This window comes from Mesorhizobium wenxiniae (genome assembly GCF_002284535.1).
GTDB lineage: Bacteria > Pseudomonadota > Alphaproteobacteria > Rhizobiales > Rhizobiaceae > Mesorhizobium > Mesorhizobium wenxiniae.
The window spans coordinates 124,323-145,325 of sequence record NZ_NPKH01000041.1 but is presented as its reverse complement, the minus strand read 5'-3'; the positions used below and the strand labels follow the sequence as shown (position 1 = coordinate 145,325).

Genomic DNA, 21,003 nt, shown 5'->3' with positions numbered 1-21,003 from the left:
GTGGCTCCCAGCCGGCTGCTCACTTCGCCGCCGCGTTCACCCGATCAGCGGCGGCAGACAGCACGGCGCGGTCGCCCTCCTCGTACAGGCGGCGGATAGCGATGGCGCTGACGCGCCAGCCTTCGGGCGTCCGCACCAGCCGGTGTAGATAGCTGGCGCCGACTGTCCAGAGCCGGGTGTCGAACCAGTGGGTGGCGCGGACGTGGCTGCGCGCAACCGCATCGTTGCCCGCGCCTTCGACAACGATGTTGGTGATGAGGTGCTGGGTGGCGTCGAAGCCCGGCAGAAGGCCTTGCCACTGAGCAATCAGCGCGTCGCGGTCGCTGGTCGCAACCTCGCCACCGAAAAGGCTGGTATAATCGGTCGTGACGCGGGCCGCGAAATAGGATCTGACCCGGTTCCATTCGCGCAAATCGGCATAGAGGCCGATCCCCGCCACTGCCTCGGCGATGGCGGTCTTGTCTTCGATTGTCAGCGCAGCTGTGGACTGCTTGCTCAAGGCCGGCAAGGAGGTAGCTGCAAGCGTCGGGGCGAAGACTGCCGAGGCCACGACCTGCCGGCGAGTAACGGGGCTCATTGTCCCGCCTCCCCTGCATCGCCTAGTGTGGCGCTGAAGTGCGCGGCAACGGCGTCGCTCGCGGCCTTCACCGGCGCAGTGCGGTCGTAGAAATCGAACTGGGCGACGTTGTCGAGCCACAGTTCCTGCTTCTGCCCGGTCAGCCGCGCGTAAAATTTGTGCGCACCCTGTGGGATGGCAGCCGCCTCGCTGTGCACCATCAGAAAGGGCTGATGCAGGTGCCGAGCAGCCTGGATCGCATCGAATGTCAGCCAGCCGCGCCAGAAGGCCGGATCGGCCTCGTTGCGCCAGGCCGGGATCATCCCGCGGTCGGCCTCGGTGTAGTAAGGCACCTTGAACATGATCGCACGCTCGTCGGTCGGGCTGGCGGCGGGCAGCAAGGCCTGCTTGCCAGTGCGGCGATACGCAGCCTCGGCCGCATCGCCCGCGGCTTCAAGCCTGGCGACGCCTTCCTTGCCGCCATAGGTCTGCTCGACCACCTCGGCATCGTGCAGCCAGGGGGCGACCAAGGCGATCGACTTGATCGCGGCACCTTCAGCGGCGGCAGTGACCATGTAGCCGGAGCTGGCGCAAATGCCGAGCCCGCCGATGCGATCCTTGCCGATCTCGGGCCGGGTCGCGAGATAGGCGACCGCCGCTTCGATGTCGGCGATCTTGGCGCCGGGATCCTCATGTTGGCGCCGGGCGCCGCCGCTCTCGCCCCAACCGCGAAAGTCGAAGGTCAAGGCTGCGAATCCGCGGTCGGCCATCTCGCGGGCGTAGCGGGCCGGCATCTGTTCCTTTACCGTCATCCAGGCGCCGGTCACGACCAGCGCGGGCCGAGGCCTCGCCGGGTCCAGATCCTCGGGAAGATAAAGGTCGCCGACGATCTGCTCACCGTGCGAAGTGAAAGTGACGCGCTCGACCCGCGGTGCGGCGAAGGCGCTGGAGCCGAGCGCGACGGCGGTTGCTGCGGCTAATATCAGGGTTTTCAGCATCGCAAATCTCCTTTGCTTGGCGCGGGAGCGGCAGGTTGAGGAAAGCCGCCGTCTAGCGGTCATCCGCCAGTCGGCCGGGCAGTGGCTTCAGCGGGTAGTGCGTCCAGTAGAAGGCGTCCGACTGGTACATGTCGGTCAAAAAATTCTGCGCCTCGGCGATCTTTCCGTCCTTGATGCGAAACATCAGGGCGTAGAGCTGGTCGATCTCGGGACCTAAGCCGACGTTCGACCAGCCGCGATGGATGTCGACGACGAGGTCGCCCTGCGCCTGGAAGAAGATCGGCTCGGCCCTGAATTTGCCATCGGCCAGGCCACGGAAGAAGGCGACCACTTCCTGCGGCCCGCGCTTGTCGCCGGCCAGCGGATGATGGCCCGGAATGCGCCAGACGATGTCTGGCGCGAGGAAGGGCCGGACGGCCTCCGGGTTCCCGGTCGCATAAGCTGCGTAATAGTCCTTGATCAGCTGGATGTTGCGGTCTTCCTGCGGACCGCCGTTCGCGGAAGCGGCAGACACCGCCAGGAGAGCGCCGGCGGCAAGCGAAGCGAGCCTAGTCATCGATCCTGTCTCCTTGCCTTTCGAGTTGCCTTTCGAGCCGTCGCAACGGCGAGGCTAAACCCAGCATGAGGCTTTTTCTTCGCCGGAAAAACCCGTATAGTTCGACAAGGCTATTTGGAATAACCTCATAATGCGCCTCGACCAGTTCAGCGGCATCGTCGCCTTCGTGAAGGTTGCGGAGGTCAGGAGCTTCACCCGCGCCGCCTCCGAACTCGGCGTCGCTCCGGCCTCTTTGAGTGAGGCGGTCAAGGGGCTCGAGGAGCGTCTTGGGGTGCGGCTTCTCAACCGCACGACCCGCAGCGTTGGCCTGACCGAAGCCGGCGCCCACTACCTCGACCACGTGCGCCCAGCGGCCGAAGAGATCCGGGCGGCTGGCGCGGCGCTGCGCGAGACCCGCGATCGCCCCGCCGGCACACTGCGCCTGAGCCTGCCATGGATCGCCGCACCACTGCTGATCGAGCCGCTGATGGGGCCGTTCATGGACGCTTACCCGGAAGTGCGGCTTAGCCTGATCTTCGACGACAATCTCGTCGATATCGCCGCTCATGGCTTCGATGCCGGTCTGCGGATCGGCGAGCTTCTCGAGAAGGATATGATCGGCGCGCGTCTGGGCGAGCCGCTGCAGACCGTCGTGTTGGGGAGCCCGGACTATCTGGCGCGTAACGGTACGCCGAAGCGGCCCGCCGACCTCGCCGCCCACCGCTGCATCGCCTTCGCCTTCACCCGCACCCGCGCCATCTCGCCCTGGGAGTTCGTCGTGGACAGACGCCAAGTCGAGTTCACGCCCGATGCACGTCTGGTCGTGAACACACTTCCGCTCTGCATCACCGCCGCCGCGCAAGGGCTTGGCCTAGCCTTTGCCGTCGAAGGCCTCGCTGCGCCGCTTCTCGCCTCAGGCGCGCTGGTCAAGGTGCTGGAGCCTTTCTGTCCCACCTACGAACCGCTCCACGTCTATTATCCCAGCCGCCGCCTCGTCCCGCCCAAGCTGCGGGCCTTCATCGACTTCGTGCGCGCGAACGCTCACAATTTGCGGATCTGATGCGCCGCCGCGAAACGAGCCACGGCGCATATCGGCGAGCCGGTCCGCCTCACCCCAGGTGCCGACCATCTGCCTAGTGGCGGCGTTGAGGCGATTGAAGGCGTTGATCAGGGCAATCTGGACCACCAGGGCGGCAAGCGCCTTCTCGTCATAATGCCGGGCGGCCTCGTCCCAGATCGCGTCGGGCACCGGGTCGGGCCGGTCGCAGAGCCGGGTTGTTGCCTCGGCAAGCGCAAGAGCCGCGCGTTCGGCGTCGGTGAAGTAAGGCGTCTCCCGCCAGGCGGACTCGGTGAAGACGCGCTCATCCTTTTCGCCGGCCTTCTTCAATTCACGCGCATGCATGTCGATACAGACGCTGCACCCGTTGATCTGGCTTGCGCGCAAATGGACGAGCTTGCGCGTCACGTAGGGCAGGTCAGCCGATTCCGTCGACTTGTCCAGCGCGAGCAGCGCCTGCAGGGCACCGGGAATGAGAAGCACAGGGTTTTTCAGTCTTGCTTGCATCGTGGTCTCCTTTTTTGCCGATCCCGATGCCAGTTATCCGGGATCGGCGCCCTGTCTGCCAAATCAATAACTAGATAGCTATGGATTCACCCATAACTCGGCAGTTATGAATGTGTCAAGCAGGAAATTGGCGGCAATGCAAACGGCAACGACCTGTCGCGTTGAGCCAATAGTTCCGGCTTTCGCTACAAGGAGCCCGATGCTAGGGCATGACCAACTCGAATTCGCCAACGGATCGCCCTGTGACCGACACCGACCGCCCTCGCCTGCCGCTGATCGAAATCTGCGTCGAAGGCATAGATGGCCTGCTCGCCGCGCAAGCGGCCGGCGCCGACCGGGTCGAGCTCTGCGCCAGCCTCTTCGAGGGCGGCATCACGCCGAGTCTTGGCACAGTGCGTGCCGCCCTTCAGCTGGCGACGATCCCATTCCACGTCATCGTGCGGCCCCGCGGCGGCGATTTTCTCTACAGTGAAGCCGAGTACCGTTCGATGCTCGCCGATGTGCGTGCGCTGAGCGAACTTGGCGTGGCTGGTGTCGTCGTCGGCTGCCTGAATGCCGACGGTACCATCGACGAAAAGCGCATGAGCGAATTGGTGCAGGCGGCAGGGCCTTTGAACGTCACCTGCCACCGTGCCTTCGACATGACACGCGATCCGGCCGAAGCGCTGGAAGCGCTGATCCGCAGCAAGGTCGGCCGCGTGCTGACAAGCGGCCAGCGCGATACCGCATTGGAGGGCGTGGCCCTGCTGGCGGGCCTCGTCCAGCAGGCCGGTAAGCGCATCGTCATTCTTGGCTGCGGCGGGCTCAACCCCAGGAACATCGCCGAGGTGCGGGAAAGAACCGGACTGACGGAAATGCATTTCGCCGCGCTCAAGGACGTGCCGAGCGCGATGCGCTACCGCAATCCCCAGGTTGGCATGGGCGGCACCGACCTCGACCGCGAGTACCGCAACACCGTGACCGACGCGGCGCTGGTGGCGGCGACGATTGCGGCGGCGAGCATGATCCCGAAGAAAGGAAACACGTGACGCAAGCACGCCTGCCGATCGACCAGGTCTCGCCGCAGGACGAGCCCGCCGTCCTCGCCCTCAACAACGAACACGCGGCCGAGTTGTCGTGGCTCGAACCCGAGCGCCTGTCCTTCCTGCTCGGCGAAGCGTTTTATGCGCGCCGCATCGGTGCGCTCGAAGCCTTCATCATGACCTTCGACCAGAACGCCCGCTACGACAGCCCGAACTTCCTGTGGTTCCGCGAGCGCTATCCGCGCTTCGTCTATGTCGACCGTGTCGTCGTTGCAGGAGAAGCGCGTGGTCGCGGCCATGCCCGCAGGCTCTATGAGGATCTGTTCGACCATGTATTGCATGCGGGCCAGACCATCGTCACTTGCGAGGTGAATGCCGAGCCGCCCAATCCGGCTTCAGACGCCTTTCACGCCGCGCTTGGCTTTGTCGAGGTCGGCGACGCGGTGATCCACGGCGGCAAGAAGGCGGTCCGCTACTATACCAGGCAGATCACCGGCTGAGGCGACAGCCCTACCAATTGCGGTTCAGCCAGCCACGGGCAGGCTTTTCGACGATGTAATAGCTGCACAAAGCGCAAGCGAACGCCCCAGCCAGCATCAGCAGCGGCGCACTGCCCTGTGAATAGACGAATTTGTAGAACGGCTGCTGCCACAGGTAGAGGGAATACGACCACAGTCCCAGCGTCGCCATCGGCCAGCAGGACAACAATCCGGTCAGGTACCGTGTGCTGAAATCGAGCGAGTTGACGGCGAGCGCCAACAGCGGCACCGCGACCAGATAATGGATCGGCGTCGGCACCGCATCCATGAACAGAAGAACCGCCCCGACGGACGCCGCGACGGCGACATGCGGCCCCTTGAACAAGGCTGGCAGCCTGTCGTCGGCCTTGAGCAGGCATATCACCGCCGACAGCAGGATCGAGGCGATGTGCACATCCGTCCGCCAATAGGTGGTCTCATAGTCCATTGCGAAGACCCAGTACGAAATCGCGCCGTTCGCCATGGCGAGCACCGACAGCGTGCTGAGCAGCATGACGACGCGGGCACGCCCTGAAACGAAAAAACTGATCAGCGCCAGGATGACATAGGCATGTTCTTCGACGCATAGCGACCAGATATGGTCGAGCGCGCCGGCGCGGCTGACGAGAATCCCGGCATAATTGTAGGTGAATGTCAGCGCCGTCAGCGCCGCCTTCCATTTGAAGGCGACAAACGTGCCGGACAACGCAACCATCGAAGCGACGACGAAAACCAGCAGCGCCGGATAGATGCGGGAGAACCGGCGCTTGAAGAACGCCTTGAGCGGATAGCGTTCGACAAAGAGGATTTCGGCCATGAGCCGGCCGCTGAGCACGAAGAAGAACTCGACGCCCATGACACCGAGGTTGATTCCGGGAATGGGAAAGAAGTGGCCGATCAGCACCAGTGCGATCGACAGGCCGCGCCATCCGTCGAGATAGGCCAGCCTTGTTCTCGACGACGTGTCGGCGGCGGACCGGGACACGACAAGCTGCGCCGCGGAGATATCCGTCATGCCGGTCCTTTCGCATTTGAATGATGCGAAAGGGCTGCAGGCTGTAACCGTGCGCTCCGAGCCCCGGCTCGCATTCCACCATGCATATTGCAGTGCAATAGAGCGCTGTGCAAGTGCGAGATGGCCACACTTTGGCCTGTACGGCCGTAATGCCCGAGAGCGACGAAAAAGGGGCCGCGAAGGCCCCTTCCCCAAAGATGACAAACCCAAGAGCCGGCGATCGGTATCTTCAGACGTTGGCGGCAGCCACCGCGCGCTTGGCCATCACTACGATCAGATTGGCGCGATAATCGGCCGAGGCATGGATGTCAGTCATCAAATCATTCGCCGGCACTTTCACTCCGTTGAGGGCAGCGGCGTCGAAATTCGTGGCAAGTGCCGCCTCGATTTCCTTGGAACGAAAGACGCCGTTGTCGCCGGCCCCGGTGACGGCGACGCGGACTCCGTCCGCGCCATTGGCCACGAACACACCGACGATCGCATAGCGCGATGCCGGATTGCGGAATTTTTCATAGGCCGCCTTGGCCGGCGCGGTGAAGGTCACCGCGGTGACGATCTCGCCTTCCTCCAGCGCCGTCTCGAACAGGCCGGTGAAGAACGCGTCGGCAGCGATCTCGCGCCTGTTGGTGACGATAGTGGCGTCAAGCGCAAGAAGTGCTGCCGGATAATCGGCCGCCGGGTCATTATTGGCGATCGAGCCGCCGATCGTGCCCTTGTAGCGCACCGCCGGATCGCCGATCAGAGAAGCCATGTGGGGCAAAGCCGGACAGACGTTCTTCAGTCTCTCGTCGCGGGCGACGTCATAATGCGTGGTGCCGGCGCGGATGGTGATGGTGGAGCCCGCGACCTCAATGCCTTTCAATTCGTCGATATGCGAAAGATCGACGAGATCGGACGGTGCGGCAAGCCGCGTCTTCATCGCCGGGATCAGCGTCATGCCGCCCGACAGCAGCTTCGCATCGCCGGTCTCGAGCAGCATGACGGCATCAGCGACCGAGGCGGCGCGGTGATAATTGACTGAGTACATGGGATTCTCCGCTAAAGTGAATGGTGAATCGGAAGAGCTTCGTGAACTCGACGCCAATCTAACTATTCACCTATTGATCATTCACTATTCACCGCTTTTTCAGTGTTTCGTCGTCGCCCGGATCGCTGCCCAGACCGTGGACGGCGATGCCGGCATGGCGATATCGGTGATGCCGATGGCGTCGGTGATGGCGTTGATCACTGCCGGCGGTGAGCCGATGGCGCCGGCCTCACCGCAACCCTTGATTCCGAGCGGATTGCCCGGGCACGGCGTGTTCGAGGTCGAGACCACGAACGACGGAAGATCGTCAGCGCGCGGCATGGTGTAGTCCATATAGCTCGCCGTCAAAAGCTGCCCGCTGGCGTCGTAGCGGGTGCCTTCCAGCAAGGCCTGGCCGATGCCTTGCGCGATGCCGCCATGCACCTGGCCTTCGACGATCATCGGGTTGATGATGTTGCCGAAATCGTCGGCGGCGACAAACTGGACGATCTCGGTGACGCCGGTTTCCGGATCGATCTCGACCTCGCAGACGTAGCAGCCGGCCGGGAAGGTGAAGTTCGACGGATCGTAGAACGACGTCTCCTTCAGCCCGGGTTCCATTCCGCCGGGCAGATTATGGGCGGTGTAGGCAGCGAGCGCCATCTGGAACCACGGCACTTGTCTGTCGGTGCCGGTGACTTTCAAGGCACCGTCTTCTATGACGATGTCGCCCTCGTCGGCCTCGAGCAGATGGGCGGCGATCTTCTTGGCCTTGGCCTCGACCTTGTCGAGCGCCTTGGCAACGGCCGACATGCCGACGGCGCCCGAGCGCGAGCCATAGGTGCCCATGCCCATCTGCACCTTGTCGGTATCGCCATGGACGATCGAGACACTGTCGATCGGCACGCCGAAGCGCTGGTTGACCAGTTGTGCGAAAGTCGTCTCATGGCCCTGGCCATGGCTGTGCGAGCCGGTCAATACTTCGATCGTCCCGGCGGCGTTGACGCGCACCTCAGCACTTTCCCAAAGGCCGACACCCGCTCCAAGACTGCCGACCGCCGCCGACGGCGCAAGGCCGCAAGCCTCGATATAGCAGCTCATGCCGATGCCGCGCAGCTTGCCATTCGCCCTGGCGGCCGCCTTGCGCTGGGCAAAACCGGCATAATCGGCAGCCTCCATCGCCGCGTCCAGCGAAGCAGCATAATCGCCGGCATCATAGTTCATGATGACCGGCGTCTGGTGCGGGAACGATGTGATGAAGTTCTTTCGGCGAAGCTCCGCCGGCGACACGCCCATCTCACGAGCGGCGGTCTCCATGGTGCGTTCGAGCAGATAGGTGGCCTCCGGCCGCCCTGCCCCGCGATATGCGTCGACCGGTGCGGTGTTGGTATAGACGGCGCGCACATTGGCGTGGATCGCCGGAATATCGTACTGGCCCGACAACAGCGTCGCGTAGAGATAGGTCGGCACGCAGGACGAGAACAGCGACATGTAGGCGCCGAGGTTGGCGATGGTGTCGACCTTCAACGCGGTGATCCTGTTGTCCTTGTCGAAAGCCATTTCGACCGTCGAGACATGGTCACGGCCATGGGCGTCGGCAAGAAAGCTCTCGGTGCGGTCAGCGACCCATTTGACCGGCACGGCGGTCTTCTTCGAGGCCCACAGGCAGATGATTTCTTCCGGATAGATATAGATCTTCGAGCCGAAGCCGCCGCCGACATCCGGCGCGATGACGCGCAGCTTGTTTTCGGGCGCGACATTGTAGAAGGCGCTCATCACCAGACGCGCGAGATGCGGGTTCTGCGAGGTCGTCCAGCACGTGTAGTGGTCCTCGGCCTTGTCGTAATAGCCTAGTGCCGCACGCGGCTCCATGGCGTTGGGCACCAGCCGGTTGTTGACGATCTTCATGCGGGTGACGTGGGCAGCGGCCTTGATCGCCGCATTGGTCGCTGTGCTGTCGCCGAGCTCCCAGTCGAAAATCAGATTGCCGTCGGCTTCCGGGTGGATCTGTGGTGCGCTCCTTTCGAGCGCCTTCGGAGCATCGACGACCGCCTTCAGTTCTTCGTAGGTGATGTCGACCGCTTCGGCCGCGTCGCGCGCCTGCCCCTTGGTTTCGGCAACCACGACGACCACCGCGTCGCCGACATAGCGCACCCTGTCGAAGGCCAGCGGCGACCACGCCCCCATCTTCATCGGCGAGCCGTCCTTGGAATGGATCATCCAGCCGCAGATGAGATTGCCGATGCCGTCGGCCTTGAGTTCCTTGCCGGTCAGCACACCGATGACGCCTGGCATGGCCTGGGCCTTTTTGACATCGATCTTCTTGATCTCAGCATGCGCGTGCGGGCTGCGCACGAAGGCCGCATGCTTCATGCCGGGAACCACCATGTCTTCGACATAGCGGCCGGCGCCGGTGATGAACCGCTTGTCTTCCTTGCGCGCTACCCGAGCGCCAACACCTTCAATGCCCATCGCAGAAATTCCTCCCGAAAAAGTAGGGGAATAGGGGAGTAAGGGAGTCGGGCAGTAGGGAATTAAGAGCCAAATCGCTTACTCCCTACTCCCTATTCCCCTACTCACTTCATCCCTCACGCAGCTTGCCTGGCCTTGCCCTTGGCCGCTCCCTTGGCCATCGTCTCCGATGCGGCGAGGATCGCCTTCACGATGTTGTGGTAGCCGGTGCAGCGGCAGATATTGCCTTCGAGCTCGGCCCGCACCGTGGCCTCTTCGAGGCCTTCGGGGTGACGGTTGATCATATCGGTCGCCGTCATGATCATGCCCGGCGTGCAGAAACCGCACTGCAGCCCGTGATGCTCCTTGAACGCCGCCTGCACCGGATGCAGCTCGGCTCCGTCGGCCAAGCCTTCGATCGTTGCGATGGTCGACCCGGAGGCTTGCACCGCAAGCATTGTGCAGGACTTTACCGCCTTGCCGTCGACATGGACCACACAGGCGCCGCATTGGGAAGTGTCGCAACCGACATGCGTGCCGGTGAGTCCAAGATTCTCCCGCAAGAAATGAACCAGCAACGTGCGGTCTTCGGTGACGCCACCGACCCGCTTTCCGTTCACCGTCAACGATATGTCCGACATGAAACCTCCCTGGGTAATTTACCTTGGTCGTCTTGTCGCCGATGCCGCGTGAGTGCTCCCGGCTGCCGCTCTTCCCCTCCCGTATAACGTGCGGAAAAAGCAGCTTGCAATCCCGAAGTCGTGAGAATGCAGTTCGCCCGAAAATCCGCCTATTGTACTTTCGGTCACGCAAAGGCCGGAACGGCGGAGCGAAACCACGACGCTGTGGCGATGCCGCCTTGCGGCCACGGACGGCTAGCGCGGCAAGCCGATTCAGCCGACGCCGTGTTTTTTGAGAACCTCCTGCTCGTCGCCTGACACCCACCCAAATATTTTCGGCTCTCCGTCCAGCTTCTGCACGAGGTAGTGGACGTCGAAATCTATCGTAACGTCCGGTTGGCCTTTGCGCGCATAGATCGACGTCCAATGAAGGCGGAGGCATAGACCGATGTGACTTCGTCCATGTCGGCATCGCCTGCGAGAGATTTCCGGAAAAGCTGCTCGTACCGTTCGAACAGCTTCCTGACCTGCGCTTCCATGGATCACGCTCCCTTCCGGTGTGGTTTTGGATTCGAAGTTTCTCAGCGCTGATGCCGTCAAAATAGCAGAAACTTCAAATCCATCGTGTTGGCTCATTGCCAAAGCAGCACTTGAAGACAACAATGATGTCGACGCCGGGCGCGCGCCAGGAGCACAAAAAAGAGCCGCGCACAAAAAGAGCGTCGGAGGAATCGAGGAGGAAGCCGCTGGCCAGTTCACGGACGCGCTATGCATGCGGCCTATCGGTGCTCACCACGGATGAGCCCGACGCCAATGTGTTCACCAAGGCGGTCGCGGTCGAAGCCGCAGCGATCGATGCCGGCTTCGCCCTGCTGTTTTTCTCTCAGAGCCTTGTCGATGCGACGGCCCTGTCGGACGCGCTGAAGATCAACGCGCCGGCACTTGCCTATGCCGGCTGCTCCACCGCCGGCGAAATCACGCCGCGCGGTCTGGAGGAAGGCCAGATCCTCGCCCTGCTGCTTCCGTCAGCATCGTTTTCGGTCGCAAGCACCATGGTCGACAGTCTCTCTTCGTCGGGCATGGACAGGATCACCGGTGAAGTCGGGGCGCTGCGGCGCTCGCTGCAGGGCCGCGTCGGGTACGAACGGACCAACACCACCTTCGCGCTCTGCTTCATCGACGGGCTGTCCTATGCCGAGGAAGCGGTGACCTCCGCCATCCATTGGGGGCTCGACGACATTCCATTGATCGGCGGTTCGGCCGGGGATGATCTGAAATTCGAGACGACGCGGCTGATCTCGAACGGCAAGGTTGCCTCCGACTGCGCCATCATCGTGCTGATCACCACGGAAATTCCTTTCCACGTGTTCAAGACCGACAATTTCGTTCCCACCGACGAGAAGCTGGTGGTGACCGCGTCCGATCCCGAACACCGCACCGTGCGCGAATTCAATGCCACCAATGCCGCCGAGGAATATGCCGCCTCGGTCGGCGTCATCCCGCAGATGCTGACGCCACTGAGTTTCGCTTCGCACCCGGTGGTGGTGAAAGTGGGCGGCGAATTTTACTGCCGCTCGATCCAGAAGATGCACGCGGACGGCTCGCTGTCGTTCTTCTGCGCCATCGACGATGGCGTCGTCCTTTCCATCGCCCGACCCAAGAACATGGTTGAATCGACGCGTGCCGCCTTTAGGGATGTCGAGGAAAGGCTTGGCGGCATCGACATGATCCTCGCTTTCGACTGCGTGCTGCGCAGGCTCGATGCGCTCAACCGCCAAGTCTTTCGGGACATTTCGGAACTCTACAAGGTCAACAACGTCATTGGCTTCGGCACCTATGGCGAACAGTACCGGTCGATGCATCTGAACCAGACGTTCACCGGCATCGCCTTCGGAGAGCGGCAGGCGGCGGAGTAGGAGGTTTTTAATGCCGCTCAGGAACATCAACGACTTGGACAAGCTTAAGAAGATCAACGCAGCCCTTGTCAGCCGCGTCGAGCGCTCGATGGACCAGCAGGCCAACGCGTTCTCGCTGTTCCAGACCGCGATTTCGCTCGAGAATCGCGTGCGTACGCGCACCGAGGAACTGCACTCGACACTGCGTAGATTGGAACAATCCAACATCGATCTCAGCGCGGCCAAGGAAAACGCCGAACTGGCGAACCTGTCCAAGACCAGGTTCCTCGCGGCCGCCAGCCACGACGTGCTGCAACCGCTGAACGCCGCGCATCTCTCCGTCTCGGCGCTGGCCGAAGTGCAGACCAGCGACGAGGGCGAAAAACTGGTCCGGCAGGTCGAGCGGTCGCTGGAGACGATGGAGGATCTGCTCCGCACTCTGCTCGACATCTCCAAGCTCGACGCCGGCGTCGTGCAGCCCGATATCGGCGACGTCAGCCTGGAGATGCTGTTTTCGTCGTTGCGTTCGGATTTCCTGCCGGTCGCCGAAATGAAGGGCCTGACGCTAAAATTCCGGCCGGTCAACGCCGTCGTGCGTTCGGACCGCACCTTGCTGCGCCGCATCCTGCAGAACATCCTTTCCAACGCGCTGCGCTACACCCGCTCCGGCGGCGTGCTGGTCGGCACCAGGCATCGCGGCGACACGATCCGTATCGATGTCGCCGATACCGGCTGCGGTATCCCCGACGACCAGCGCGAGGCGGTGTTCGAGGAATTCCACCGCGGCACGATCCCGACCGATGCCGGGCTTGCCGGCGGCGGGCTGGGATTGGGACTGGCCATCGTGCGCCGCATCGCAGCCGCACTCGGCCATCCCGTGACGTTTTCGTCGAAGGTCGGGCACGGCACGATTTTCCATATCGACGTTCCGGTCGGGGTCGGCGCCAGCGTCGATGCCATTGCCGGCACCGGCGACATGGAGCGGCCGCGCGGCTACGGGCTGTTCGGCACAAAGGTGCTGCTGGTCGAGAACGACGTCGAGGTGCTGCAGGCGATGACGTCCCTGCTCGAGCGCTGGCAATGCCTGGTGCGCCCCGCCACCTCGACCGATGCTGCGCTCGAGATGCTTGGCGATACGGACTGGGTGCCGGACATCGTCATAGCCGACCAGCATCTCGACGGCGGCGATCTCGGCACCACGACCATCGCCGAGGTCCGCGATTATCTCGGCCGCGCCGTGCCGGCGCTGATCGTCACCGCCGACGGTTCGGAGACCGTTGCGAAAGCCGCCCGCGCCGCCGGCATCGAGCTGATGCGCAAGCCGCTGAAACCGGCGCAACTGCGCGCGCTGCTGGCGCATCTCTTGGCTTGATCTCTCTCCACGAGAGACCAGCAGACGACCGTGCGCGCCAATCTCAAAAAATGGAACAAGCAATGACAACGCCGGCGCCCTGGCGAAATGCTTGCTGGATGTGGACCTCTACGTGAGAGTGGCGACAATATAATGGGCGATCCAGGCATCCGACGAGAACTTTGAAGAGTTTTCCCGACTGGTCGAGTCTGGAGCTGGCGGCTTAGAGCCAAAATTCCCTAACCCCCTCAGCAATGAGTTTTGGTCCTAAAGCGCGCGATGCGCGCACTGGACATAATTCGTCGCCTCCGTGCGGGGGAGGAAGTTCAGCAGATCAGGAAGGACTTTCCGGAAGAAAACAGCTTTGTTCTGTATAACATTCTTTTTTCGAGAACCCATAGGGAACGTTTGGAATGGCGAAAACTCAAGTCACAACATTGATTGCGCGGCGGCAAAGCCGTGAAACCAAGAAAACGGGGCAGGCGACGAAAGAAAAATGGTGCACTGTCACCGTAATTGCTTTTTGGTACTGGGTATGAAATTTAGGAATCAGACAGATGAAAATTTTGTCCATTGCCTCGGCAGATTTAGTTTGCCATTTGAATTAATAAATGGAGATCGGTTTAACGCCATATATGGCGAGCTTATAGCCAATTATGAAAAAGTCTTTGATCTTAGGCCGGTCGTAGCGCGAGAGATCGATGGGGTTCAATCGGAGGCATATATAACTCGAGGATTTTCTTATTTTATTGCCTTCTATACGATGTATAAGGAAGTAATCGGGAGCTCGGTTTATGTACTGACCGAATTGCACGGACAAATATCGAAGCCGGACACTTTATTTAAACTTCCCAGCTCCATCGGATTGGCGATGTCTCACGCGCACTACGGTGGGGTAGATCACGTATGCTTTACGCCGAATCTCAGATTCATGACAATTCGCGACCAGAATGACATAATTGTCGGCTATGGCGATGCAATTCCCTGTCTGAAGGAGTTTCGAGAACTATCCGGAGTTTGTCGTAGCCTAAGCGCTATATGAAGACGGAGCGAGGCCCTTTCAAAACCCCGCCTGGCCGCGAAACAGCTCGGCACTGTCGAGTTTCGAAACCTCGATAACGGCTTGCGTCCGGCTGTAGACGTTGAGCTTGCGCAGGATCTCGGAAACATGCGCCTTGACGGTGGTTTCGCCGACCTGCAGCTCGTAGGCGATCTGCTTGTTGAGCAGGCCCTGGCGCAGCATCTGCAGCACCCTCAATTGCTGCGGCGTCAGTTTGGCAAGTCGCTGCACCATCTCGGCGCGGTCGGTGCTGTCGGCGTCCGGCGGCTGGCCTTCATAGGTTTCGGGTACGTAGATCGCGCCGTCCATCACCGAGCGAATGGCGGCAGCCAGATCGCTCTTGCGTGCCGATTTCGGGATGAAGCCGGCCGCGCCATAGGACAGCGCTTCGGAAATGATCTTGGGCTCCTCATGCCCCGAAACGATGACCACCGGCAGGCGCGGGTAGCGGGTCCGAAGCTGCAGCAGCCCGTCGAAGCCATGCACATCAGGCATGCTGAGGTCGAGCAGCGCGAGATCGAATGGCTTCGCATCCGCCAGTAGCTCAAATGCCTCGGTGATCGAACGCGCCTCGACAGTGTCGACGTCCGGGTATGCCATTTGCACAGCGCTGTGCAGCGCCTCGCGAAACAGCGGGTGGTCGTCGATGATCAGAAACCGGGCGCGATCGTTGACTGCGGTCATGGCATTCGTTCAGTTCAGGCAGGATAGAATAGCCCAGCGACCATGGCCAGATTATTGGCAAATAGTACATCGCCATCCTGGCCTAAAGGGCGGAGACGGCAATTTCCGGACCACCATGCCTTGCCCGGTCGGCCAAATCGGCCGAATGTGCAGAAATGAGCGACCTCGTCCTTCACAACTACTACCGCTCCTCCACCTCCTACCGGGTGCGGATCGCGCTGGAGATGAAGGGACTGACCTACCAATACGTGCCGCATCATCTGCGCCACGGCGAGCATCTGGAGCCCGCCTACCTCGCGGTCAATCCGCAAGGGCTGGTGCCGGCGCTGATCCTCGGCGACGGCACGCTGTTGACGCAATCGCTGGCGATCATCGAATTTCTCGACGAGACCAGGCCCGAACCGCCGCTTTTGCCGCAGGACGCACTTGGCCGGGCCCGCGTCAGGATGCTGGCCCAGATGATCGCCTGCGACATCCATCCGGTGAACAATCTGCGCGTGCTGACCTCGCTGCGCACCCTGTTCGGCGCCGGCGACGAGGACGTCGCCAACTGGTTCCGGCACTGGGTGAACGAAGGTTTCCAGCCGCTTGAAAAGATTCTGGCTTCCTCGTCCGAAACCGGGACATTCTGCCACGGCGACACGCCGGGGCTGGCTGACATCTGCCTGGTGGCTCAGGTCGCCAGCAATGCGCGTTTCGGCGTCGACCTGATGCCCTACCCGATGATCACACGGGTCCACGCCGCCTGCATGGCGGTGCCGGCCTTTCGAAAGGCAGCACCCGAGAACCAGATCGATGCCGAATAGAGCGAGTTGGATTAAAGCGTGAGGAATTGCCGATGAAAGCCGTTGTCTTCGAAAAATTCGGCGAAACGCCGACGATCCAGACCGTTCCCGATCCGGAGCCGGCACTAGGCGGCGTTGTCATCAAGGTCGAGGCGACCGGTCTCTGCCGCAGCGACTGGCATGGCTGGATGGGCCATGACGACGGCATCCGCCTGCCGCATGTGCCGGGCCACGAGCTTGCCGGCGTCGTGGTGGCCGCCGGCAGTCAGGTGACCCGCTGGAAGACCGGCGAGCGCGTCACCGTGCCGTTCGCCGTCGGCTGCGGCCGCTGCTTCGAATGCAGCTCCGGCAACCATCAGGTCTGCGAACACCAGTCCCAGCCCGGCTTCACCGGCTGGGGATCGTTCGCCGAATATGTCGCCATCGACCATGCCGACACCAATCTGGTCCGCTTGCCGGACGAGATGGAATTCGCCACCGCCGCCAGTCTCGGCTGCCGCTTCGTCACCTCGTTCCGCGCCATTGTCGACCAGGGGCGGGTGACGCCCGGCGAATGGGTGGCCGTGCATGGCTGCGGCGGCGTCGGCCTGTCGGCGATCATGATCGCCAGTGCCATGGGCGCCAACGTGATTGCCATCGACCTGACCGACGAGAAGCTGGACTTCGCCAGCAAGATCGGCGCGGTGGCGACGATCAACGCGTCGAAGACGCCGAATGTGGTCAAGGCGGTCAAGCAGATCACCAATGGCGGCGCGCATATGTCGATGGACGCGCTCGGCCACCCGACGACCTCGTTCAACTCGATCGCGAATCTGCGCCGGCGCGGTCGCCATGTTCAGGTCGGCCTGATGCTCGGCGATCACGCCAGGCCGCAGATCCCGATGGACAAGGTGATCGCCTTCGAACTCGAAATCCGTGGCAGTCATGGCATGCAGGCCCACCGCTACCAGGCGATGATGGAGATGATCCGCACCGGCAAGCTGAAACCCGAGCTTCTGGTCGGCAAGAAGATCAGCCTCGACGAGGCGCCCGCGGCCTTGATGGCGATGGGCGGTTTCGAAGGCATCGGCATTGGCGTGGTGACGAAGTTCTAGCCAAGTCTGCTCTCCCTTCTCCCCTTACAAGGGGAGAAGGTGGCCACGAAGCGGTCGGATGAGGGGTGTTCTTGGCACGTGGGCGTTCCGGCCAGCACCCCTCAACCGTCTTGGCGCTGCGCGCCAATCCACCTTCTCCCACAAGAAGGGGAGAAGGAAGAAGGGCCGGCGCCTACCGCGCATATTTCTTCGCACCGACCACGCATAGCACGACGGCAGCAGTGACCGCTATCATGGCAGGACTGACCTGCTCGTGCAGCAGCATTGCCGCCAGCCCAAGGCCGAAGAAAGGCTGGAGAAGCTGCAACTGTCCGACCGCAGCGATGCCGCCTTGCGCCAGTCCGCGATACCAGAACACAAAACCGATCAGCATGCTGAACAGCGAGACATAGGCCAGGCCGATCCAGGCGGCCTTGCCGACGCTTTCGAGCGACGGCGGCATGGTGATTAGCGTCAGAGCCAGCATGACCGGCAGCGACAACACCAGCGCCCACGAGATTACTTGCCAGCCGCCAAGCTTGCGGGACAGCGTGGCTCCTTCCGCATAGCCCAGTCCGCACAGGATGATTGCGGCCAGCATCAGTATGTAGCCAACCGGCGAGGCCGAAACGCCTTGCGTCACCGCAAAACCGGCAACAAGCGCGCTGCCAAGGCACGAAAACAGCCAGAAGGCCGGTTTGGGGCGATCGCCGCCGCGAATGACGCCGAAGATCGCCGTCGCCAGCGGCAACAGGCCGACGAAAATGATGGAATGGGCCGAGGTGATGTGCTTGAGCGCCAACGCGGTCAGCAGCGGAAAGCCGACCACGACGCCGAGCGCCACGATGGCCAGTGACACCAGATCTCGTCGCTCCGGACGCTTCTGGCGAAAAATGAGCAGAAGCGCGAGGCCGAGTATGCCTGCCGTGGCAGCACGGGCGACGGTTAAGAAGGCCGGATCGAAATCCATCACCGCCACGCGCGTTGCCGGAAGCGATCCGCTGAAAATCAGAACGCCCACAAATCCGTTGATCCAGCCACCCGCCGTCTTGTCCATCGCATGCTCCTGATGTTCTCGCCCTCTATCGGGCCGGACGTATGGCGCTACCAGAGACAATGAGGTACAGTTTGATAAAACTGTCATGGTAGGTTGAGCAGTACGGATGCACGAGCAGGCGACGGCAAGTAAGGGCAGCGTGACGCTTGTCGAAAGTGTCATGTCGACGATCAGGCACAGGATCGCCGCGCGCAGCCTGACACCGGGAACACGACTGCCTTCGATCCGGGCTTTCGCGAGAACCATGCAGGTTTCCAAATCCACCGTGGTCGAAGCCTATGAGCGCCTTGCGGCGGAGGGAATCATCCGCTCGCGTCCAGGTTCGGGTTTTTATGCCGCCGGACCGCTGGCTCCCTTGTCACTGGCCGAGATCGGCCCCAGGCTTGACCGTGCTGTCGATCCGCTCTGGGTTTCGCGCCAGTCGCTGGAAGCCGGCGACGGCGTGCTCAAACCCGGCTGCGGCTGGCTGCCTGCCTCGTGGATGCCGGAAGCTGGATTGCGCCGGGCACTGCGGACAATGGCACGCGGCGATGATGTCACGCTGACGGATTACGGCACCCCGCTCGGGCTGCCGCCGCTGCGTCATCTGCTCGCACGGCGCATGGCAGAGCACGGCATCGAAGCCTCTCCCGACCAGATCATGCTGACGGAATCGGGCACCCAGGCCATCGACCTCCTCTGCCGGTTCCTGCTCGAGCCGGGCGACACGGTGCTGGTGGACGACCCCTGCTATTTCAACTTCCATGCCCTGTTGCGCGCTCACCGGGCCAACGTGATCGGCGTTCCCTATACGCCGTCGGGGCCGGATATTGAGCTGTTTGGGCAGGCGCTGCTCGAGCACCGGCCGCGCCTCTACATCACCAATTCTGCGCTTCACAATCCAACGGGTGCAATTCTGTCGCCGGTCGTCGCCCATCGATTGCTCAAGCTCGCCGACCAATCGGATCTGACGATCATCGAAGACGATATCTTTGCCGACTTCGAACACACGCCCGCACCCAGGCTGGCGGCGTTCGACGGCCTTGGTCGCGTCGTCCATATCGGCAGCTTCTCCAAGACGCTTTCGGCGTCGGTGCGCTGCGGCTTCATCGCGGCTCCGCGCGACTGGATGGAAGGGCTGACCGACCTCAAGATCGCCACGTCCTTCGGCGGCGGACGGCTTGCCTCCGAACTGGTGCTGACGCTGCTGAAGGACGGCAGCTATCGCAAGCACGTGGATTTGCTGCGCACGCGGCTTTCACGCGCCATGGCTGAGACAAGCATCCGCCTGAAGGCAATCGGCATCACGCCGTGGATCGACCAGCCGGCCGGCATGTTTTTGTGGTGCAGCCTGCCGGAAGACGTGGATGCAGCTGAAATGGCCCGCCGCGCCTTGTCGGCCAATGTCGTTCTGGCGCCCGGCAATGCGTTCAGCCTGTCCCAAACTGCCAGCCGTTTCCTGCGCTTCAACGTCGCGCAGTCAGCAGACGAGAGAATTTTCAGGACGCTCGAAGAGGCGATGTCGCGTTGATTTTTGCTGTCACGAAAATGCAGCGCTTCGCCCCTCACGCCCCTGCCCGCCTGCGCCGCCGCTCATAGAGCATAACCAGCGTTTCGGCGGTCAGCGCCGGCTTCTGCTCACCTTCGATCTCAACGATGTTGGCGGCCTTCATCAGATATTGGCCGGGGCCTTTGTCCTCCATGGACAAAAGCGTGATGCGCAGCCTGATGCGTGCGCCGGCCCTGACCGGCGCCAGGAACCGCACCTTGTCAAAACCATAGTTGAAGACGGCTTGCGTGTTTTCGGGCACGATGCCCATATCGAGCGCCAGCGCGCCGATGATCGACAGCGTTAGATAGCCATGCGCGATGGTGGCGCGAAACGGGCTCTGCCGCTTCGCCCGCTCTGGATCGACATGGATCCATTGGCGGTCGCCCGTACATTCGGCGAACTGGTCGATGCGGCTCTGGTCGACCGTCGTCCAGTCCGACACGCCAAGTTCCTGCCCTGTCATCGTCCTGAGCTGTTCGTAGGTCGGCGGCGTCCTCAGCCGTGTTTGCGTCATTCCTGCTTTCCCGATCGCTTGCCCTGCCTCCGGACCACGAACCGGCCGCCTCTGTCAATTCGCTCCGCGCCTTCCGCTGCGGTATCCCAGACCGGATCGCGTCGGTGCCGGTGTCGAGCGCCGGAAACAGGTTCATCCGGGCAAGAGGACACTTGTGCGCCCCGCCGGGGCCAAGGACCAACAATACGGCTTTCAGGAGCCGGACATGACGGGAGAAAAATCCGCCTGCTTTGGTGTGGGAACAGCTTACTTCTTATCGTAGCTGCTGCGGATTTCCGCCATCGCCTCCTTGATGCGATCGCGCAGGATCTCGACCGATTCGGTGCCGGATTTCCTGGTCAGTTCGGCCACCTCGCCGGCATTCTTCAATGCGGTCTCGAAGGATTTCCTGGCAAACGCGGCTTGCTTGGCCATCAACTCCCGAGGATCGCCCGGCGCCCTGTAGCTCTGCGCCATGTCGGCGATCTCGTGCAGTGTGTCCTGCAGCATCTCGCGCTGTCTGGAGAGCAGCGACGACGCTCCGGCGGCACTCGCCCTGGCTGATTTTTCCAGTGCCTCAAGGTTCTTGCGATGATGGTTGAGGATCGCCTCGACATCGACGTTCGGCAGCTTCAGGTCGCGGCCGAACCTGCCGAATATGTCCATGAAGGTGTCGGATTCCGGTCGCTTTGCCATGCTGGTTTCTCCCCTGTTGCTGCGAATGCGGCACCTGAAGAGAACAATAGGGCACTGGAGCTTCGCGGTCCATTCGGAGGCGCAACACATCGC

20 protein-coding genes and 2 pseudogenes are annotated in these 21,003 nt (G+C 62.2%); 9 read left to right on the top strand and 13 right to left on the bottom strand.

Going from position 1 to position 21,003, the window contains the following annotated elements; translation table 11 throughout:
* Nucleotides 1-19: 19 nt before the first annotated feature.
* The 3 genes from CIT31_RS33140 to CIT31_RS33130 are packed head-to-tail and all read right to left on the bottom strand — an operon-like array spanning nt 20 to nt 2,110.
* Nucleotides 20-577: a nuclear transport factor 2 family protein gene (locus tag CIT31_RS33140; protein ID WP_095522004.1), complete on the bottom strand. Its 558-nt coding sequence runs from the start codon at nt 575-577 to the stop codon at nt 20-22.
* Nucleotides 574-1,554 (bottom strand): alpha/beta hydrolase, encoded by a 981-nt coding sequence (locus tag CIT31_RS33135; RefSeq protein WP_095522003.1) that lies wholly within the window; start codon nt 1,552-1,554, stop codon nt 574-576. The genes CIT31_RS33140 and CIT31_RS33135 overlap by 4 nt, the downstream gene beginning before the upstream one ends.
* A gap of 52 nt (nt 1,555-1,606) precedes the next feature.
* Nucleotides 1,607-2,110 (bottom strand): nuclear transport factor 2 family protein, encoded by a 504-nt coding sequence (locus CIT31_RS33130; protein WP_095522002.1) that lies wholly within the window; start codon nt 2,108-2,110, stop codon nt 1,607-1,609.
* Between the two features lie 130 nt (nt 2,111-2,240).
* Here CIT31_RS33130 and CIT31_RS33125 point away from each other — a divergent pair, with 130 nt between their 5' ends.
* Entirely contained in the window at nt 2,241-3,149 is a 909-nt protein-coding gene (locus CIT31_RS33125) for a LysR family transcriptional regulator (RefSeq protein ID WP_095522001.1), read from the top strand.
* A gap of 54 nt (nt 3,150-3,203) precedes the next feature.
* On the opposite strand, the pseudogene CIT31_RS33120 reads toward CIT31_RS33125, so the two are convergent.
* Nucleotides 3,204-3,653 (bottom strand): annotated as a pseudogene (locus tag CIT31_RS33120) (carboxymuconolactone decarboxylase family protein); the annotation flags it as partial.
* A 209-nt stretch (nt 3,654-3,862) separates the two neighbouring features.
* On the opposite strand from CIT31_RS33120, the gene CIT31_RS33115 reads away from it, so the two are divergent.
* Both CIT31_RS33115 and CIT31_RS33110 read left to right on the top strand, forming a co-directional pair.
* Complete coding sequence (locus tag CIT31_RS33115) at nt 3,863-4,681, top strand: copper homeostasis protein CutC (RefSeq protein ID WP_095522000.1); 819 nt, start codon at nt 3,863-3,865, stop codon at nt 4,679-4,681.
* Nucleotides 4,678-5,175: a GNAT family N-acetyltransferase gene (locus CIT31_RS33110; RefSeq protein ID WP_095521999.1), complete on the top strand. Its 498-nt coding sequence runs from the start codon at nt 4,678-4,680 to the stop codon at nt 5,173-5,175. Before CIT31_RS33115 ends, CIT31_RS33110 begins: the two co-directional genes overlap by 4 nt.
* Before the next feature lie 10 nt (nt 5,176-5,185).
* Here the strand turns inward: CIT31_RS33110 and CIT31_RS33105 are convergent, their stop codons facing one another.
* The 5 genes and pseudogenes from CIT31_RS33105 to CIT31_RS35610 all read right to left on the bottom strand — a co-directional run bounded on the left by CIT31_RS33105 (nt 5,186) and on the right by CIT31_RS35610 (nt 10,824).
* Nucleotides 5,186-6,208, bottom strand: coding sequence for an acyltransferase family protein (locus CIT31_RS33105; protein ID WP_095521998.1), 1,023 nt, complete (start codon nt 6,206-6,208; stop codon nt 5,186-5,188).
* Nucleotides 6,209-6,437: 229 nt separating this feature from the next.
* Nucleotides 6,438-7,235, bottom strand: coding sequence for an FAD binding domain-containing protein (locus tag CIT31_RS33100; protein WP_095521997.1), 798 nt, complete (start codon nt 7,233-7,235; stop codon nt 6,438-6,440).
* Nucleotides 7,236-7,334: 99 nt separating this feature from the next.
* Nucleotides 7,335-9,686, bottom strand: a complete 2,352-nt coding sequence (locus CIT31_RS33095; protein ID WP_095521996.1) for a xanthine dehydrogenase family protein molybdopterin-binding subunit — start codon at nt 9,684-9,686, stop codon at nt 7,335-7,337.
* Nucleotides 9,687-9,802: 116 nt separating this feature from the next.
* Entirely contained in the window at nt 9,803-10,306 is a 504-nt protein-coding gene (locus CIT31_RS33090) for a (2Fe-2S)-binding protein (RefSeq protein WP_095521995.1), read from the bottom strand.
* A gap of 252 nt (nt 10,307-10,558) precedes the next feature.
* Nucleotides 10,559-10,824: pseudogene (locus CIT31_RS35610) on the bottom strand (hypothetical protein).
* A 123-nt stretch (nt 10,825-10,947) separates the two neighbouring features.
* Between CIT31_RS35610 and CIT31_RS33080 the strand changes: the two are divergent.
* The 3 genes from CIT31_RS33080 (at nt 10,948) to CIT31_RS35820 (ending at nt 14,070) form a co-directional block, all read left to right on the top strand.
* A complete protein-coding gene (locus tag CIT31_RS33080) occupies nt 10,948-12,201 on the top strand; it encodes an FIST signal transduction protein (RefSeq protein WP_101918724.1) in 1,254 nt (417 codons plus the stop codon).
* A gap of 10 nt (nt 12,202-12,211) precedes the next feature.
* Nucleotides 12,212-13,552: an ATP-binding response regulator gene (locus tag CIT31_RS33075; RefSeq protein WP_095521994.1), complete on the top strand. Its 1,341-nt coding sequence runs from the start codon at nt 12,212-12,214 to the stop codon at nt 13,550-13,552.
* 392 nt (nt 13,553-13,944) lie between these two features.
* Nucleotides 13,945-14,070, top strand: a complete 126-nt coding sequence (locus CIT31_RS35820) for a hypothetical protein (RefSeq protein WP_280950424.1) — start codon at nt 13,945-13,947, stop codon at nt 14,068-14,070.
* Nucleotides 14,071-14,591: 521 nt separating this feature from the next.
* Here the strand turns inward: CIT31_RS35820 and CIT31_RS33065 are convergent.
* Nucleotides 14,592-15,275 carry a response regulator gene (locus CIT31_RS33065; RefSeq protein ID WP_095521992.1) on the bottom strand — a complete coding sequence of 228 codons (684 nt, stop codon included), beginning with the start codon at nt 15,273-15,275 and terminating at the stop codon, nt 14,592-14,594.
* 155 nt (nt 15,276-15,430) lie between these two features.
* Here CIT31_RS33065 and maiA point away from each other — a divergent pair, with 155 nt between their 5' ends.
* Nucleotides 15,431-16,081, top strand: coding sequence for a maleylacetoacetate isomerase (maiA, locus tag CIT31_RS33060; protein WP_095521991.1), 651 nt, complete (start codon nt 15,431-15,433; stop codon nt 16,079-16,081).
* Nucleotides 16,082-16,113: 32 nt separating this feature from the next.
* Nucleotides 16,114-17,154, top strand: coding sequence for a zinc-dependent alcohol dehydrogenase family protein (locus CIT31_RS33055; protein WP_095521990.1), 1,041 nt, complete (start codon nt 16,114-16,116; stop codon nt 17,152-17,154).
* A gap of 172 nt (nt 17,155-17,326) precedes the next feature.
* On the opposite strand, the gene CIT31_RS33050 is transcribed toward CIT31_RS33055, so the two are convergent.
* Nucleotides 17,327-18,190: a DMT family transporter gene (locus CIT31_RS33050; protein ID WP_095521989.1), complete on the bottom strand. Its 864-nt coding sequence runs from the start codon at nt 18,188-18,190 to the stop codon at nt 17,327-17,329.
* 106 nt (nt 18,191-18,296) lie between these two features.
* Between CIT31_RS33050 and CIT31_RS33045 the strand changes: the two genes are divergently transcribed.
* A complete protein-coding gene (locus CIT31_RS33045) occupies nt 18,297-19,700 on the top strand; it encodes an aminotransferase-like domain-containing protein (RefSeq protein WP_095521988.1) in 1,404 nt (467 codons plus the stop codon).
* Between the two features lie 34 nt (nt 19,701-19,734).
* Here CIT31_RS33045 and CIT31_RS33040 read toward each other — a convergent pair whose 3' ends face one another.
* Together CIT31_RS33040 and CIT31_RS33035 are read right to left on the bottom strand one after the other, a co-directional pair.
* Nucleotides 19,735-20,235: a MaoC family dehydratase gene (locus CIT31_RS33040; RefSeq protein ID WP_095521987.1), complete on the bottom strand. Its 501-nt coding sequence runs from the start codon at nt 20,233-20,235 to the stop codon at nt 19,735-19,737.
* A 246-nt stretch (nt 20,236-20,481) separates the two neighbouring features.
* A complete protein-coding gene (locus CIT31_RS33035) occupies nt 20,482-20,910 on the bottom strand; it encodes a phasin family protein (RefSeq protein WP_095521986.1) in 429 nt (142 codons plus the stop codon).
* Nucleotides 20,911-21,003 lie beyond the last annotated feature (93 nt).